The organism is Bacillus sp. LJBS17 (genome assembly GCF_019334685.1).
Taxonomy (GTDB): Bacteria; Bacillota; Bacilli; order Bacillales; family Bacillaceae; genus Bacillus; species Bacillus subtilis.
In genome coordinates this window covers 1036748-1051871 of record NZ_CP079759.1, presented here as the reverse complement: position 1 = coordinate 1051871, position 15124 = coordinate 1036748, and the positions used below count along the sequence as shown (strand labels likewise).

The following is a 15124-nucleotide window of genomic DNA, read 5'->3' as shown; positions in this document are numbered from 1 at the left end:
CTTGATCAATATATAAGTATGTCATCAGCAAAAGTTTGACTAGACGAATGCCCTTTATTTAAAATCTTTTTACAGAAAGCCACAATATGTTATGATACGCATAGGTAATTTAATTTGGAATGATTAGGAGTGTTTGAAAACAATGAAGAAAATCGCAATAGCAGCTATCACTGCTACAAGCATCCTCGCTCTCAGTGCTTGCAGCAGCGGCGACAAAGAAGTCATCGCAAAAACAGACGCAGGCGATGTCACAAAAGGCGAGCTTTATACAAACATGAAGAAAACAGCTGGCGCAAGCGTACTGACACAGCTAGTGCAAGAAAAAGTATTGGACAAGAAGTATAAAGTTTCGGATAAAGAAATTGACAACAAGCTGAAAGAATATAAAACGCAGCTTGGCGATCAATATACTGCCCTCGAAAAGCAATATGGCAAAGATTACCTGAAAGAACAAGTAAAATATGAATTGCTGACACAAAAAGCGGCTAAAGATAACATCAAAGTAACAGACGCCGATATCAAAGAGTACTGGGAAGGCTTAAAAGGCAAAATCCGTGCAAGCCACATCCTTGTTGCTGATAAAAAGACAGCTGAAGAAGTAGAGAAAAAGCTGAAAAAAGGCGAGAAGTTTGAAGACCTTGCGAAAGAATATTCAACAGACAGCTCTGCTTCAAAAGGCGGGGATCTTGGCTGGTTCGCAAAAGAAGGCCAAATGGACGAAACATTCAGCAAAGCTGCATTCAAATTAAAAACAGGTGAAGTCAGTGATCCTGTCAAAACGCAATACGGCTACCATATCATTAAAAAGACAGAAGAACGCGGCAAATATGATGATATGAAAAAAGAACTGAAATCTGAAGTGCTTGAACAAAAATTAAATGACAACGCAGCTGTTCAGGAAGCTGTTCAAAAAGTTATGAAGAAAGCTGACATCGAAGTAAAAGATAAAGATCTGAAAGACACATTTAATACATCTTCAACAAGCAACAGCACTTCTTCATCTTCAAGCAATTCTAAATAATAAAAAAGCTGTGCAGGCTCATTGAGCCGCACAGCTTTTTTTATGCGATGGAATGGTTTTGATTTTCTTCTTCATGCTGCTGAGAACTGCGGCGTTCTCGCTCCTTTTCCATCCTCTCCATATAAATCTGTCCTTCTTTTTCAATAAAAGCCTGGTCTACTTTTTCTTCCTCTTTGGCTGCCGCCACAAGTTTATATGCGCTGAAAATGATGCCCACAATACAAAGATACACCCACCATGGAAAAAATAACACGGGCTCTTCCCCCTTTGCATAGATTCTTTATTCTTAACCATATGCGGGAATGAGACGAGTTATGTGCGGGAAAGACGCATCAAAAAGGACTGAGCTGAATATGTCAGCATCAGTCCTTTTTAAGTTATTTATGAAATGTCGGTTTATAAAAGGAACGGTTTTCCAGTGCGAATACACGTTCAGTATACTCGCCCGGCTTCACGCGCTCAAGCGCTCTGTCCATCATATTCATTTTTGCATCCAGATTGTCTATATAGTGAAGAATTTCCGCTTCTTTCACCATCGGCGGTTTCGGGCTGCCCCATTCTGCTTTGCCGTGGTGACTCAAAATCAAATGCTGAAGAATTAACACCTCTTCAGAATCGATTTGAAGCTCCTCAGCAGCTTTTGAAAGCTCTGTCACCATGATGGAAATATGGCCGAGCAAATTGCCTTCAACCGTATATGAAGTGGAAACAGGGCCGGACAGCTCCTTCACTTTTCCAAGATCATGCAGGATAACACCGGCGTAAAGCAGATCACGATCAAGAGAAGGATATAAATCTGCTATTGCTTTCGCCAGGTTCAGCATAGAGACAACATGATACGCCAAACCTGAGACAAACTCATGGTGGTTTTTCGTAGCCGCCGGATAATCCATAAACTCAGCTTCGTGTTTTTTAACCAAAAACCTTGTGATTCGCTGGATATTCGGATTTTTCATTTCAAATATATATTGAGTGATGGTATCCATCATTTCATTTTTCGGAATCGGCGCGGTTTCTAAAAAATCATCAATATTGACGTTTTCTTGCTCGCTTACCGGTCTGATATTTCTTAGCTTCAGCTGGGTGCGTCCGCGATAATGATGAACATCGCCGACGACCTTGACAATCGTCTGCGGCGCATAGGTCACTTCATCACTTTGCTTGGCATCCCACAGCTTCGCTTCAATATCGCCTGACTGGTCTTGCAGCATCAGCGTCAAAAACGGTTTTCCATTGCTTGCAATCCCTTTCGTCGAGGATTTAATCAATAGATACTGGTCCACCTGTTCGCCAACCTCATGTAGCATAATCCCTTTAGCCATTCTATTAAAGCTCCCTCCGTATCTTACATAATACCAGTATATCACATACCGATTTTCAGCTATAGAACCTCTTTTATGACACCAAATGGATGATTTGGCTGCTATGAAATGCATCTTTTACGTGCTCATGGCATGTAAAATACAAAATCTGCCTACCGCCTTCAGATAAATCATACAGAACATGTAATACACGTTTCAGCCTTTCCTGATCAAAATGAACAAAACTGTCGTCAAGCTGGAACGGAAGCTTTGACTCACCCTGGCGCGTAACGGCCAAAGCAAAGCGGATCGCTGTATACAGCTGTTCACACGTCCCTTGTGACAGCTCTTCCGCATGATAGACAGTGCCATCGCGATGCATAACCATGATCGAATCATCCGTTTCGGAAAAATAAATGGTTTGGTAGTTTCCGTCAGTCAGAGGGCGGAAAAATTCTCCTGCCGTCTCCAGAAGGCGCGGAAGCTCGATTTTTTTATGCCGCTCCAATTTGTTTCTGATCACCTGTTTGACCATTTGTATGGAGGCCCATTTTTTAGCCGTTTCTTTCACACGTTCTTTTTGCATTTCGGTTTGAAGCTTGAGGTCTGAGACCATTCCCGAAGCCTCTAATTGTTCCTGTTTGACTGAGAGCAGTGCGATTTGGCTGCGGAGCTGCTCGATCTCCTCAGTCAGCCGCTCTTTTCTTTCATTCTCAACAAATTGCTTATCTTTCAATTCAGAAAGCGTATTGGAATCCGCCAGTTCAAGTTCCTCCGGGTACCCGCCTTGAAGCTGTGCGTTTACGTGATGAAGCTTGTTCTCCGTATCCTTCAATTGCCTGCTGATGTCGGCTATGGCAAAAAACGCATCTCTGTCTTTTGCAGCAGCCTCGGCAAATAACTGTTCAATCTGTGCGTGGAAATACTGTATTTCTTGCTCAAGTTCAAGCATCTGTTCCTTTGTATAATGAATATCTGTTTCAATTTCCTTTTTTTGCTTCTCAATTTCTTTTTCACGTTCAATGTTTTTCCGCAATGTGTGAAGGGCGTCCGAAATGGAGATATCCTGACTCTGATTCACGGGAAGAAGCATACTGACGCGTTCTTCGAATGTTCTCCGGTGCTTTTTCAGCCTGCCTGCTTCTATGGTCAGCTCATGCTTTTTCTTCACTTCTTTTTTAACATCCTTCATTAAGCTGTATGCATCAAGCAAAAATGATGGATCTTCCTTAAATCCGAGCTCATTCATAAAACGCTCAACCTGTGTAAAGGACGGCGCCATTTCGGCTTCCCACTGTTCAAACTGCTGGATGACCCTTTCATACGCCGCCTCTTTTTGCTGGAGCGCTGCACGCTGTGTGAGAAGGTGCTGCTTATTGCGGTCATCCTCCCATAACGCTTCTCTAAGCATTTCAGCTTCTGCTGGTGAAATATCCGTCATGGGCTGTCTTGTCTCTCGGCTGTTTCGAGAAGACGATTTTCCTGAAACAAGCCAATACACAATAAGTGCAGCGCCGAAACTTATGGCGGGAATCCATTGCTGCAGCAGAGAAAAGAGAACGATGAACAACATACCAGCTGCAATGACAGTCTTTTTCTGTTTAGCCTGCTGTCTTTCAAAAAACGTTAGCTGTTCTCTGAGCTTCGCTTGCTCTTGGTGCTGCCCCTGTGTTTCATCATATGCTCTAAGAGCTGCTTCTTTATCTTTTCTTTGGCTGTTTTCAAGAATCGCGGACGAAGCGGCACGAACGGCCTTTTCCGCGTCTTCCAGCTCTTGCCGGGCAAGTTCAAACGTCTCGTCAAGCTGCCGTTTTCTGTCTCTTGCCTGTACATATTGCTGCACCGCTTGCTGAAGCTGCCATTCATAATCATATGAGGTGTTCATATTCAGGAGCTCATTTTCATCAGTTTTATTGAGCTGTTCCAGCCCTGCCGCTGTCTGCGCAGACGTCTGGCGCAGCTGTGCCTGAATGGCTGCCAGCTGTTCTCCCCAGGATTGGTACATATGAAACGCTGCCGAAAGCTCTTGTATCAGCGTTTCTTTCGCCAATAGTTCTTTATCGGGGATAAGCTTTTGCCTCTGTTTGTCCAACTCCGCCATCTTCACCCGAAGCGCCTCAAGCTGTGCTGATTTCGGGTGAAGATGGGATTCATATTTTTCCAGCTGATGCAGTCCGTCAGCAGGAAATTGTCCTGCGTGTTCCGGAAATTCTGCAATCACCTGTTCGAGTGTCGCTTTTTCATTTAGCAGCGGCTTTCGCTCAATCGCTCCCTCAATCATTCGGATATGTCCCGCCGTCTCTTTCAATTCGGTTTCCGCGGCTGCAAGGCGGGCTTCAAGCGTTCGTTTTTCCTCGAGAAGCTGATGATAGCCCGCTTCCTCTGCTTCAGCCTGTTTTAGCTTAACTGCCAGCTGCTTAAGCGTTTCCAGCTCCTGATTCAATTGAGGGTTTCGCCCATTTGGTTTATAGAGCCTTTCGCTTTCCTTCGTCAGCCTTGAATCAAGCTTTGATACGGCTTCAGCACCAAACAAGCTGGAAAAGAGCAAAAATTCCCCTATCTTGTCCCGATTAAAGGCGTGAATTTCCTGCAGCCCGAATACGTCGAACGAATATATGGCTTTGTACAACGACCTGTCTGTGCCCTGGAACAGCTGCTTTAAAACATCTCCCTGCTTTACTTCGCCCTTTTCTGTGTACACGCTTAGTTTTTCGGCAGTCCCTTTCGTCCGTTCGATCTTCAGCACCCCATACTCAGGATGTTCAGCTTCAAGAACACCGCCGTAGACACCGCCTGTTTTCGGTTCATACTTTTTCGTTTTCGGAAAACCGAACAGCATGCTTTCAATGAATGACATCATCGTCGTTTTTCCTGCCTCATTTAATCCGTAGATGACTTGGACAGGAGAGGCGGAAAAGTCAAAGGTCCGATTGGAAAATTTTCCGTATTGGTAGATATGTAAAGATATAATTCGCAAAGCTGTCACCGCCTCATGTATCAAGCACCTTAAGCTGTCTTTTCAATATTATCTGTGCCTGCTCTTTTATTTCCTTTACCTCCTCTTGGCTAAACCGGTCCGCGTGCCTTCTATACACTGGATGCCGCTCAAGCCCTTCCAGCACGTCTGACAGATCGCTGCGATCAATGTCTTCAAATAAACCGCCAAAAAAAGGATCAAGGTTTGTTAGGTTTGCTTCGTTTTCTGTCTCATCGTCCAATCTAAGAGGCCAAACGAAATGTTCCTCTTCCGCTTCTTGTTCCTGAAGAGCTTCAAGAAACTCATCCAAGGTGCCTTTTGGCGCCTCCAGCAGCCATTCCGGCGCCGTCCCTTGTAAAACAAGCCTTACACAAACAGGGCTCCCCTTTTTCCGCAGCTTCGAAAACGTGTCCTCCACCATTTGGAAGAGGGCTGTCATATTCTTTGCCTCCGTCACATCAACCGCCGCTTTTTCCCACAGGACATCATGCGCTCTCTGAAATTCATAAGATATATCTCCGTTTGTCACATGAACGAGATAATAGCCTTTATCTCCCGCCTCCTTTATATGGCGTGCTTGCGTGTTTCCCGGGTAAATGACTGCCGGATGCTCGGCAGATAGAACCTGGCGTTTATGTATATGGCCAAGCGCCCAATAATCCATCCCGCTTTTCACGAGGTCGTCATGTGTAAACGGGCAATACGGATCGTGTCCTTCAGATCCTGACAGCGTGCCGTGGAGCATGCCGATATGAAACGGTGCGTCAGTTGATCTCCGATAGCGGGCGGCTTGGTTTTCCGTCACTGCTCTGGCTTGATAGCTGAAGCCGTAAATGCTTGCTATGCGCCTGCCTTCTTTAAAAAACGATTTTTCTTCTGGAACAGCGGACGAAAAAATATGGACATTCTCAGGCCATTCAATCGGTGTCCACTCCCCGCCAAGATGATCGTGATTCCCAAAGATGACGTATACCGAAATCCCGCACTCTCTGAGTCTTTCAAACTGTTTTTTCAAAAAGAGCTGAGCCTTTAAGCTTCGATTGGCTTCATCAAACAGGTCTCCCGCCAGCAAAATGAAATCAACGTGCTCTTTCACTGCGGCGTCTATCATATGTCTCACGCTTGCAAACGTGCTTTCTTTAATCCGGGCAAAAATCGGCTCCGGCAGATGCGATATCCCGTAAAACGGGCTGTCAAGATGAAGATCTGCCGCATGAATAAAGGTTAGATCAGTCAACATTCTGCTCCTTTCCAGGATGAAGTACCCTTATTTTAGCACCGAATTCTTGCGAATGCACGTTCTGTCAATAAAGAAACAGCCTGAGAATCCCCAGGCTGTTTTCCAATCAGTTTTTCGCTAAACGAAGCGCTTGTTTGATCGCTTTGAACGCGCTTGAATTGCCGTAAATTAATACACCGCCTTTATAAATTCTGGCGCCGATAACGGCCAGTATGACAATGGTGAGCAGTGTGATTCCGATTCCGACAGCCGCCTGCCAGAACGGAATATCAAGCATGCCGACGCGCAGAAACATAATCATTGGCGTAAAGAACGGAATAAACGAAGTTACCGTAATAAATCCTGCGTCGGGCGCATTCAAACCGAACATCGCGATCATAAAACCGGCGACAACCAAAAGCGTCATCGGCGTGATCGTTTGCTGCACGTCCTCTATTCTGCTGACGACACTGCCAAGAAACGCGGCAAGTGTCGCGTACAAAAAGTATCCGAGCAAAAAGAAAATGACAGCATAGATGACAGTGGTTGCAGATACGTCGGTCAAATTAAGGAATCCGCCGACAGATGAAGCCGTTTCGCTCTTTTGGTTCAGCTTAAGCGACAGAGAGCCGGCTCCTATAATAATAGCAAGCTGTGTGATCCCGACAAGCCCAATACCAAGCAGCTTTGCAAACATTTGCTGGATCGGCGGCATACTTGAGATCAGGATTTCCATAACTCGCGAAGATTTTTCTGTAGCGACCTCCATCGCAATCATGCTGGCATACATAATCACCGAAAAATAAATGACGAACAGCATAATGTAAACAAGCCCTACCGTCTGGCCAAGCTCTTCCTCAGACTTTGCCCCTTCTTTCAGCGCCTTCTGCCCCACAGTAACGGGCGCATAAAGGCTGCTAATCGTTTCCTGCGACACGCCGAGCTCCGCTGTTCCGACAGCTGTTTTGGTTTGCGTCAGCGCCTGCTGCAGCGTTTGATACGTGCTTTCATCAGAAATCGTTAACGCTTTATATGTTCCTGAAATGGTCCCTTTTTCATCTCGTTTGATGATGAGCATGCCATCGAGTGATTCATCTTTGACTTGCTTTGTGACCTCATCCTCCGATTGCTTCGACAGCTTCACATCAAGATCGCCGTCAGTATCCACCGCTTTCAGCTGCTTTGAAAAAACCGGATATAATTCGTTTGTTTCATCAACAACGGCGATTTTTTCTTTCGCATCGTCACCTTGAAACAAAGAAATGATCGACTCCAGATTCGTTACAACTAAAACAAGCAGCACCGTGATGACAGTCGAAATAATAAAGGATTTTGCCATAATCTTATTTTTGTATGTATGAGAAAGCATGATCCAAAATTTATTCATAGACGGCCCCCACCTTTTCTATAAAAATATCATGCAGTGACGGCTCTTCAAGCTCAAACTTTCTGATAAACCCTTTTCCCTGTAGCATCGCAAAAATCTCTTGAGAAATGTCTTCATTGGCAATCTGCAGCTTGACGCCGTCGGCCGTCTCCTTCCATTGTAGAATGCCTTCATGAGACTGCAAAAAGCTTAGATCGTCATCGGAGTGAATGGTGACGTTCTTTTTGCCAAAGGAGCGCTTGATCTCCTTCAGCTTGCCTTGCACGACCGGTCTTCCTTTCTGCAATATGCAAAGGTTCTCACAAAGCTCCTCCACATGTTCCATCCGGTGGCTTGAAAATAAAATAGAAACGCCGCTGTTTTTCAGCGAGATCACAGCCTCTTTTAGCAGCTCAACATTGACAGGGTCCAGGCCGCTGAAAGGTTCATCGAGAATAAGCAGCTCCGGCTTATGCAAAACTGCCGAAATGAATTGGATTTTTTGCTGATTCCCCTTTGAAAGCTCTTCCACCTTCTTATTCTCGTAATCTGTAATATTGAAGCGTTCAAGCCATGTCCCGAGCTCTTTTACAGCCTCCCGCTTCTCCATCCCTTTTAATCTGGCGAGATAGACAAGCTGATCCTTTACCTTCATTTTCGGATAAAGGCCCCGCTCTTCCGGCAAATAACCGATTTTGTTGCTGATATGATAATTCACAGGTCGGCCCTTCCAGCTGATTGAGCCCTCCGTAATGCTTAATAATCCTAGGATCATGCGAAACGTCGTCGTTTTTCCCGCTCCATTTGCGCCTAACAGACCGAACATTTGCTGTTCCGGAATATCTAAGTCCAATCCGTCAACGGCTTTATAATCTCCAAATGTCTTCGTTACGTGATCAATTGTAAGCACTGAATCTCCTCCTTCCCTGACCCATTATATACTAATTTTGGATAAAGCATAATAAAGGATTTTGATTTCCTTTTTAGAATATAAATGAAGAAAGACTGATAAACCTTAAAATGGAGGAGAAACCTGATGGCTGATTATTTCCTTACCGTATTTGATCCTTCGGGGAACACGCTGGTAAACGAGCGATTCGAGGCAGAACATGAAGAAGCGGCAAAAACGCATGGTGAAGCCCTCTTAAAAGAAAAAGAGCTTCATAGTCATACTCATCGTTTAGTCAATGCAGCCGGAAAGCTGATTTTGTTTCACAGATGATCAGCTTCCGGCTGATCTGTTACGCTTGAAACTTCGGCTCCCGTTTTTCTAAAAAGGCACGGATTCCTTCTTGGTGATCCTTGGTCCTTCTCATTCTCTCTTGGGCGCTGCGCTCAAGGGATAGCACTTTTTTCAGTTCTTCAATCTGGAGGCTTTGAAAAATAGCTTTCGTTTCGATCATCGCCAAAAGAGGGGAGGCCAACAGGGTTTCGATAATGGGTCTTGCGCCTTCGGCAGGGTCTCCGGCAAATGTCCCATCAAGAAGCCCCATATCGGCAGCTTCTGAGGCAGATAGTTTTTTTCCGCTCCAAATCAGTTTTTTCGCTTTTGCTTCACCGATTCTTTTCTTCAGCAAATAATGTCCTCCGCCGTCCGGAACAAGCCCAATGCCGATAAAATTCATCGCGAGGACGGCGTTTTTTTCAGCGAGCACAATGTCCGCACAAAGCGCCAAACTCAGGCCCAGTCCCGCAGCAGCGCCATGAATGGCTGCAATTGTCACTTTCTTCATCTGATATAAATTCAGGGTGACAGCCTCAATCGTATCCATCAGCCGTTTAAATTGATCAGAGTCATGCTCTGATGTCATCATCTTGATATCACCGCCGGCCGAAAAGCCTTTCCCGCTTCCTCTCAGGAGAACGATGAGCGCCTCGCTTGCAGCCGCCATTTCGACTGCCTCTTTCAATTCAGACAGCATCTGTTCATTCAGGGCGTGATGGGCATCAGGCCGATTCAGGATAATCTCTGCAACAGCCCCATTACATGCATATTGAACAAACTCCATATAAAGCACCTCCATGTATGCGCTTACTTTTTTTCTTTCTCCTATACATTCCCCGCCATCCTCAAATAAACCTTTTTATTTTTCAAGGTCAATAGATACTGAAAAATGCATATTGTTTGAATGGAAACATAAAGTTTTATATAGTGAAAAAGAAGGGATATCTTGATGAGAAGGGAGGAAAGGAACATGGATAAATTGCTGATCAGTTTTCTGTTAAGTTTATTTATGGTGTACTTTCCCCCTTCGGACGTGGTTCTGCCTTCCCAGTTTGAAGCAAGCACTGACAGCTATGTGCCTATGACTTCATATCCGCAGGAAACACAATCGGCAAAAACCCCGTCGCCGGGCAGCATGCACCCGGCTGAGCTGATCAAAGAGTACAGCCCGCTGGCACAGTCTGTCAGGCAGCTCTCTGTCAAACCACTTGACGAACCGCTGATAAACAGGCTGGAAAAGGCTTGGGCCGTCCCTGTCAAATACCAGTCTAATTACCTCCGAATATAATTTGCTCAAGTTTTATTTGTAACTCACCCCATACTGCCAACACTACATTCGGAGGGATTTTCATTGAATATTAAAGAAAACGATCTGCCGGGCATCGGCAAAAAGTTTGAAATCGAAACAAGAAGCCACGAAAAAATGACGATTATCATTCATGATGACGGAAGAAGGGAAATTTACCGGTTTAATGACCGGGACCCGGATGAGCTTCTTTCAAATATTTCATTGGATGATTCTGAAGCAAGGCAAATTGCAGCTATTCTCGGGGGCATGGTCTATAAACCGCAAGCTCTGGAGTCCATCGAAATGGCCTTCAGCGATCTTATTATTGAATGGTTTAAGGTCGAAAAAGGCGCCAAATCGATCGGGCGCACACTCGGAGAGCTTGATGTTCGCCAGAATTACGATGTCACTGTGATTGCCATTATCAAACACAACCAGGAAAAGCTCCTAAATCCCGGAGCCGATTCGATTATTGAAGAAAATGACACCCTTGTCCTCTCAGGTGAGAGAAAGCATCTGAAGAAACTGATTCACGATTTTCTTTCTGGAGAGGGCGTGTGAGCCCCGATGGACCATCTTGTATTTGAAGTCGGAACTGCACTTGTGCTTGTGGCAATCGCCAGTGTGATCGCCAATAAAATTAAATTTTCGATTATTCCGTTTCTGATTGTGCTGGGGATGCTTGTTGGACCGCACGCGCCGAAAATGGGGATTATTGATCTAACATTTATTCAAAGCAGTGAAATCATCGAGTTTTTCGGGCGAATGGGCGTACTGTTCCTCCTCTTCTATCTCGGACTCGAATTCTCTGTCGGGAAGTTAATCAAATCAGGAAAATCAATCGCGGTCGGCGGGACGATTTATATTTTGATTAACTTCAGCCTCGGACTGCTTTACGGGTTTATCACTGGATTTTCCTTTCTGGAAGTCCTCATCCTCGCAGGAGTCATCACAATCTCGTCAAGTGCGATTGTCGCAAAAGTGCTCGTTGATTTAAAAAGAACCGCCAACCCGGAAACCGAATTGATTCTCGGCATCATCATGTTTGAAGATATTTTCCTTGCCGTATATCTGTCCGTTGTTTCCGGCCTTATACTAGGTGATGCGACATCCGTAGGGAGTGCACTCTTGTCCATTTTGATCGCCTTCGGTTATATGCTGCTGTTTTTTATCGCAGCAAGAAAACTCCCGCCGCTGTTGAACAAACTGTTGGACATTCGCTCAAACGAAGTGTTTATTATCGTCATTTTCGCAGCGCTCTTTTTTATCGCCGGGTTTTCCGAGACGATTCATGTAGCAGAAGCAATCGGCGCGCTGCTGCTCGGTTTGGTCTTTTCAGAAACAGAGCATTCCGATAGGATTGAACACCTCGTTGTTCCGTTTCGCGACTTCTTCGGTGCGATGTTCTTTTTCAGCTTCGGCCTCAGTATCGATCCGTTTTCGCTTGGTGAAGCGGTTTGGCTTGCGTTGGGTGCAGTGATTTTGACCATTCTGGGAAATTTTATCGCCGGAATGGTGGCAGGACGACGCGCAGGGCTTTCTCATAAGGCTTCATCGAATATCGGGCTGACGATCGTATCGCGGGGAGAATTTTCGATTATCGTTGCGAATCTCGGAATAGCCGGCGGACTGTCGGCCACATTAAAGCCGTTTGCCGCATTATATGTCCTCATTCTGGCGATTTTGGGACCGCTTGTCACAAAGGAATCAAAACGAATTTACCGCTTGCTGAACAAGGTATTTAAATGGAAGCCTGAGGTTCAGCCCGCAAAAAAACAGGGATAAAAAAAGCAGCACTGTAATCAGTGCTGCTTTGTCGTTTTTTCAAAAATCTGCTCTAAATATTTGATTTTTTCGTCCGTGTAGTGCTCGAAGCGGTCATTGTACGATTTCGGATCTTTCGGATTCGCAAAATGCGTAATTTTCCCTGTATCCCGATCAATAAATTTACTAGCAGCGCCGCAGCCGATGCCAATAATCGTCTGCACCTCTTCCATAATCATAATGTTGTAGATGCTTTCTTGTCCCGGCAAAGAGTATCCGACGTTTTCAAGGTTTCCAAGAATGTTTTTCTGGCGGTATAAATAATAAGGCACGTACCCATGCTCTTTCGTCCAGGCTACCGCGTCTTCCATCATTTGAGAAACCTCTTCCCTGCCGGCAACTTTGTACTTATGTTTGTTTCTCGTCATTTCTGACGCCCGTTTAAATGAAAGAGTATGAACGGTAAGGGATTCCGGCATCAGTTTTTCTGTTTCTGAAAGACTGTGCCTGAACTCCTTCACGCCTTCCCCAGGCAAACCAATAATCAAGTCCATGTTGATATTATTCATGCCATGCTGGCGTGACAGATGATATTTCTCAATGGTCTCTTCAACCGTATGGTGCCGCCCGATCGCCTTTAGCGTTTCGTTTTCATAGGATTGCGGATTGATGCTGATCCGATCAATGTCATATTTGTTTAAAACGGCGAGTTTTTCTTCTGTAATCGTATCAGGACGACCGGCCTCCACCGTAATCTCACGAATGTTTTTCACATCCGGGAAGGAGCGGACCATTTCTTCATACAGCAGATCCATCTCCTCCGCTGTAATGCTTGTCGGCGTCCCGCCGCCAAAGTAAATGGTTGTAACCTTAACATCATGCTCCTTCAGCCATTCACCGATCTTCTGCATTTCGTAATGCAGTCCCCATAGGAATGAGCCGACTCTGCCTGCCTGTCCCTGGATGGCATACGCAGGGAATGTGCAATACGCGCATTTTGTCGGGCAGAACGGAATGCCGATATAAATGCTGACTTCATCCTTTACTCGGTACAAATCCGGCACTGCCGCCAGCTGACGGTCAACAATTTCCTGCATTAGCATGATTTTTTCATCATGAATTAAATAGTCTTTTTTCAACTCAGCATGCGCTTGCTCCTTGGACATTCCGCTTTGCAGTTTTTTATGAAGCAGCTTTGTGGGCCGGATTCCTGTGAGGATTCCCCACTTCTGCGTAATGCCCGTATGCGCCTGAAGAAGATTGAGATACACATAAGAAATTGTGTTTTTCACTTGCTTAAAAGCTTCTTTTTCATTCATGCCGGGAGAAAAGAATTTTGTATGCTGTTCCTTTATGCCAGTACCCTTCACTTCTCCCGAAACCGTCACATGCTCATCCGTTTGTGACAACGCTAAAGAAATGACAAAATCTGCGGGCTCCTCTCCGCCATACGCAAGCTCGCACTCTTCATAAAACAAATTTGCAATATTTTGCAGAGGCCGATGCAGGCGGTCATCATGTATGCCTTCTATTTTAATTTGCAACTTCATCACCTAATTTATCAGATTCAAAACTTTCTTTAGTGTACAGAAATAAACTGCTAAAATCAATCCGGCAAAAAAGCCGCCGCACCTGTCAGGGCGCGAGCGGCTTTTTTACACACGTTTCATGTGGAACTTATCAAGAAATCCTTTTCGCTGCTGCATTCGGAAATATTCCTTCATCATATAAGCGACACCTTGCTCGTCATTGGACCTTGTAACCCAATCTGCCTTTCTCTTAATTTCCGGAACGGCATTCCCCATCGCTACCCCAAGACCGGCAAGTTCGATCATCGGCAGATCGTCATACTGATGCCCAATGGCCACGACATCATCCATACTCAGGCCCAGCTCTGAAGCGACGAGGGCCAAACCCGCTTCCTTCGAGACACCTTTCGGAACGATATTCAGCTTCTCATCGTTTACGCGAATCACGTCCACCGCAGGGAAGGCTTTTGTAATCGTTTCTGTAATGTCATGCTGAATGTCGTGCTCCGTGTACACCTCGATGACGGGTGCACTCACCGGCTCATCCATGAGGAGATCGCTTAATGATTCAACGAACTGGACTGGATAAAAGATCGGGTCAGACGGATGAATGAGTGCTTTCCCCAATAAATTCGAATTCACCTTTTTCTTGTTTCCGATGGAATACTTTTCGTGAAGAAGCCGAATATTACATTGATAGCTCTCCAGCACTTGAACAATGTTAAAGGTATGATCATCAGAAATTCTTTTTTCAAAAAACGGGGCGTCAATTTTCTCAGCGATATATGCCCCGCTATGGGTGATCAGCTTGGCATCAAGCTTTAGCGATTTCGCTATTTTCTGTGCTGAGCGAAAATGACGGTTGGTCACAAGTGTGACGTAAATCCCTTTTTTCTTTACATATTCAATCGCGTCTTTCGTTGCCTGATGAATCTTCCCGTTCGACCGAAGCAGCGCTCCATCTATATTTAAGGCAAGCAATTGTTTTGACACAGAGATGTCCCCCTCCTTGATGACTGTACTTGTGTATAGGATATGACCCTGTCTCTGTGTTTAGAACAACCTTTTCTTAAAGCAAAAAAAGCCTGGCTCAGCAGACTTTATGTATGGCTTGTTGATAGGATACGATCGAAGCAGCCATTCTCCCTAATATCGTTATTTCGATTTACGAAAAATCATGTATCAGGAACCCCTTGTTTGACCAATGATGCGCTCCGAACACTTACTCTCTGTTGCTTATCCCCTCTATATAACGGCATGATATGCGACCGTATCCATTTGAAATAGGTAAGTGTAGGCGCTTTCAATGTTATTATCTCAGTTTTCCTTTCCGATGACAAGGGTTTTTTTAACTAAAAAAAGTAACCAACTTTTGTATATCCGTGGTAGGATCAGTTGTTAATTTTTAGGACTATACACTTGATCCAGAACGTA

14 protein-coding genes are annotated in these 15124 nt (G+C 45.0%); 5 read left to right on the top strand and 9 right to left on the bottom strand.

Annotated elements, in window-relative coordinates; translation table 11 throughout:
- Window positions 1-142: 142 nt before the first annotated feature.
- Window positions 143-1021 (top strand): peptidylprolyl isomerase PrsA, encoded by an 879-nt coding sequence (gene prsA, locus KXZ66_RS05370; RefSeq protein ID WP_003245079.1) that lies wholly within the window; start codon window positions 143-145, stop codon window positions 1019-1021.
- Window positions 1022-1061: 40 nt separating this feature from the next.
- On the opposite strand, the gene yhaL is transcribed toward prsA, so the two are convergent.
- The 6 genes from yhaL to KXZ66_RS05340 all read right to left on the bottom strand — a co-directional run bounded on the left by yhaL (window position 1062) and on the right by KXZ66_RS05340 (window position 8794).
- Window positions 1062-1274: a sporulation protein YhaL gene (gene yhaL / locus KXZ66_RS05365; protein ID WP_003233252.1), complete on the bottom strand. Its 213-nt coding sequence runs from the start codon at window positions 1272-1274 to the stop codon at window positions 1062-1064.
- Window positions 1275-1398: 124 nt separating this feature from the next.
- On the bottom strand, window positions 1399-2343 hold the full coding sequence (gene yhaM, locus KXZ66_RS05360) for a 3'-5' exoribonuclease YhaM (protein WP_003245698.1): 945 nt from the start codon (window positions 2341-2343) through the stop codon (window positions 1399-1401).
- Between the two features lie 73 nt (window positions 2344-2416).
- Window positions 2417-5308, bottom strand: coding sequence for a DNA repair/recombination ATPase SbcE (gene sbcE, locus KXZ66_RS05355; protein WP_151870309.1), 2892 nt, complete (start codon window positions 5306-5308; stop codon window positions 2417-2419).
- A 4-nt stretch (window positions 5309-5312) separates the two neighbouring features.
- Window positions 5313-6539 carry a metallophosphoesterase family protein gene (locus tag KXZ66_RS05350; RefSeq protein ID WP_151870310.1) on the bottom strand — a complete coding sequence of 409 codons (1227 nt, stop codon included), beginning with the start codon at window positions 6537-6539 and terminating at the stop codon, window positions 5313-5315.
- A gap of 106 nt (window positions 6540-6645) precedes the next feature.
- Window positions 6646-7905 (bottom strand): ABC transporter permease, encoded by a 1260-nt coding sequence (locus tag KXZ66_RS05345; protein ID WP_003244912.1) that lies wholly within the window; start codon window positions 7903-7905, stop codon window positions 6646-6648.
- Window positions 7898-8794 carry an ABC transporter ATP-binding protein gene (locus KXZ66_RS05340; protein ID WP_032725309.1) on the bottom strand — a complete coding sequence of 299 codons (897 nt, stop codon included), beginning with the start codon at window positions 8792-8794 and terminating at the stop codon, window positions 7898-7900. The genes KXZ66_RS05345 and KXZ66_RS05340 overlap by 8 nt, the downstream gene beginning before the upstream one ends.
- A gap of 126 nt (window positions 8795-8920) precedes the next feature.
- Between KXZ66_RS05340 and KXZ66_RS05335 the strand changes: the two genes are divergently transcribed.
- The gene (locus KXZ66_RS05335; RefSeq protein ID WP_015715596.1) at window positions 8921-9106 is read left to right on the top strand and encodes a YhzD family protein; all 186 of its coding nucleotides are present in this window, start codon (window positions 8921-8923) and stop codon (window positions 9104-9106) included.
- Window positions 9107-9125: 19 nt separating this feature from the next.
- On the opposite strand, the gene KXZ66_RS05330 is transcribed toward KXZ66_RS05335, so the two are convergent.
- The gene (locus KXZ66_RS05330; RefSeq protein ID WP_015715595.1) at window positions 9126-9893 is read right to left on the bottom strand and encodes an enoyl-CoA hydratase; all 768 of its coding nucleotides are present in this window, start codon (window positions 9891-9893) and stop codon (window positions 9126-9128) included.
- A gap of 165 nt (window positions 9894-10058) precedes the next feature.
- Between KXZ66_RS05330 and khtS the strand changes: the two genes are divergently transcribed.
- The 3 genes from khtS (at window position 10059) to khtU (ending at window position 12182) form a co-directional block, all read left to right on the top strand.
- A complete protein-coding gene (gene khtS / locus KXZ66_RS05325; protein ID WP_080286178.1) occupies window positions 10059-10397 on the top strand; it encodes a K(+)/H(+) antiporter modulator KhtS in 339 nt (112 codons plus the stop codon).
- Between the two features lie 63 nt (window positions 10398-10460).
- Window positions 10461-10958: a K(+)/H(+) antiporter subunit KhtT gene (khtT, locus tag KXZ66_RS05320; RefSeq protein WP_003233269.1), complete on the top strand. Its 498-nt coding sequence runs from the start codon at window positions 10461-10463 to the stop codon at window positions 10956-10958.
- A gap of 6 nt (window positions 10959-10964) precedes the next feature.
- Window positions 10965-12182, top strand: a complete 1218-nt coding sequence (gene khtU / locus KXZ66_RS05315; protein ID WP_003233272.1) for a K(+)/H(+) antiporter subunit KhtU — start codon at window positions 10965-10967, stop codon at window positions 12180-12182.
- 17 nt (window positions 12183-12199) lie between these two features.
- Here the strand turns inward: khtU and KXZ66_RS05310 are convergent, their stop codons facing one another.
- On the bottom strand, window positions 12200-13705 hold the full coding sequence (locus KXZ66_RS05310) for a coproporphyrinogen III oxidase (protein WP_032677416.1): 1506 nt from the start codon (window positions 13703-13705) through the stop codon (window positions 12200-12202).
- 111 nt (window positions 13706-13816) lie between these two features.
- On the bottom strand, window positions 13817-14683 hold the full coding sequence (locus KXZ66_RS05305) for a Cof-type HAD-IIB family hydrolase (RefSeq protein ID WP_003233277.1): 867 nt from the start codon (window positions 14681-14683) through the stop codon (window positions 13817-13819).
- Between the last annotated feature and the right edge of the window lie 441 nt (window positions 14684-15124).

Bases quoted from the DNA above. Each gene is read 5' to 3' on its own strand.
- prsA (WP_003245079.1), top strand. From the start codon at position 143: ATGAAGAAAATCGCAATAGCAGCTATCACTGCTACAAGCATCCTCGCT.
- yhaM (WP_003245698.1), bottom strand. From the start codon at position 2,343: ATGGCTAAAGGGATTATGCTACATGAGGTTGGCGAACAGGTGGACCAG.
- KXZ66_RS05350 (WP_151870310.1), bottom strand. From the start codon at position 6,539: ATGTTGACTGATCTAACCTTTATTCATGCGGCAGATCTTCATCTTGAC.
- KXZ66_RS05345 (WP_003244912.1), bottom strand. From the start codon at position 7,905: ATGAATAAATTTTGGATCATGCTTTCTCATACATACAAAAATAAGATT.
- KXZ66_RS05335 (WP_015715596.1), top strand. From the start codon at position 8,921: ATGGCTGATTATTTCCTTACCGTATTTGATCCTTCGGGGAACACGCTG.
- KXZ66_RS05330 (WP_015715595.1), bottom strand. From the start codon at position 9,893: ATGGAGTTTGTTCAATATGCATGTAATGGGGCTGTTGCAGAGATTATC.
- khtS (WP_080286178.1), top strand. From the start codon at position 10,059: ATGAGAAGGGAGGAAAGGAACATGGATAAATTGCTGATCAGTTTTCTG.
- khtU (WP_003233272.1), top strand. From the start codon at position 10,965: ATGGACCATCTTGTATTTGAAGTCGGAACTGCACTTGTGCTTGTGGCA.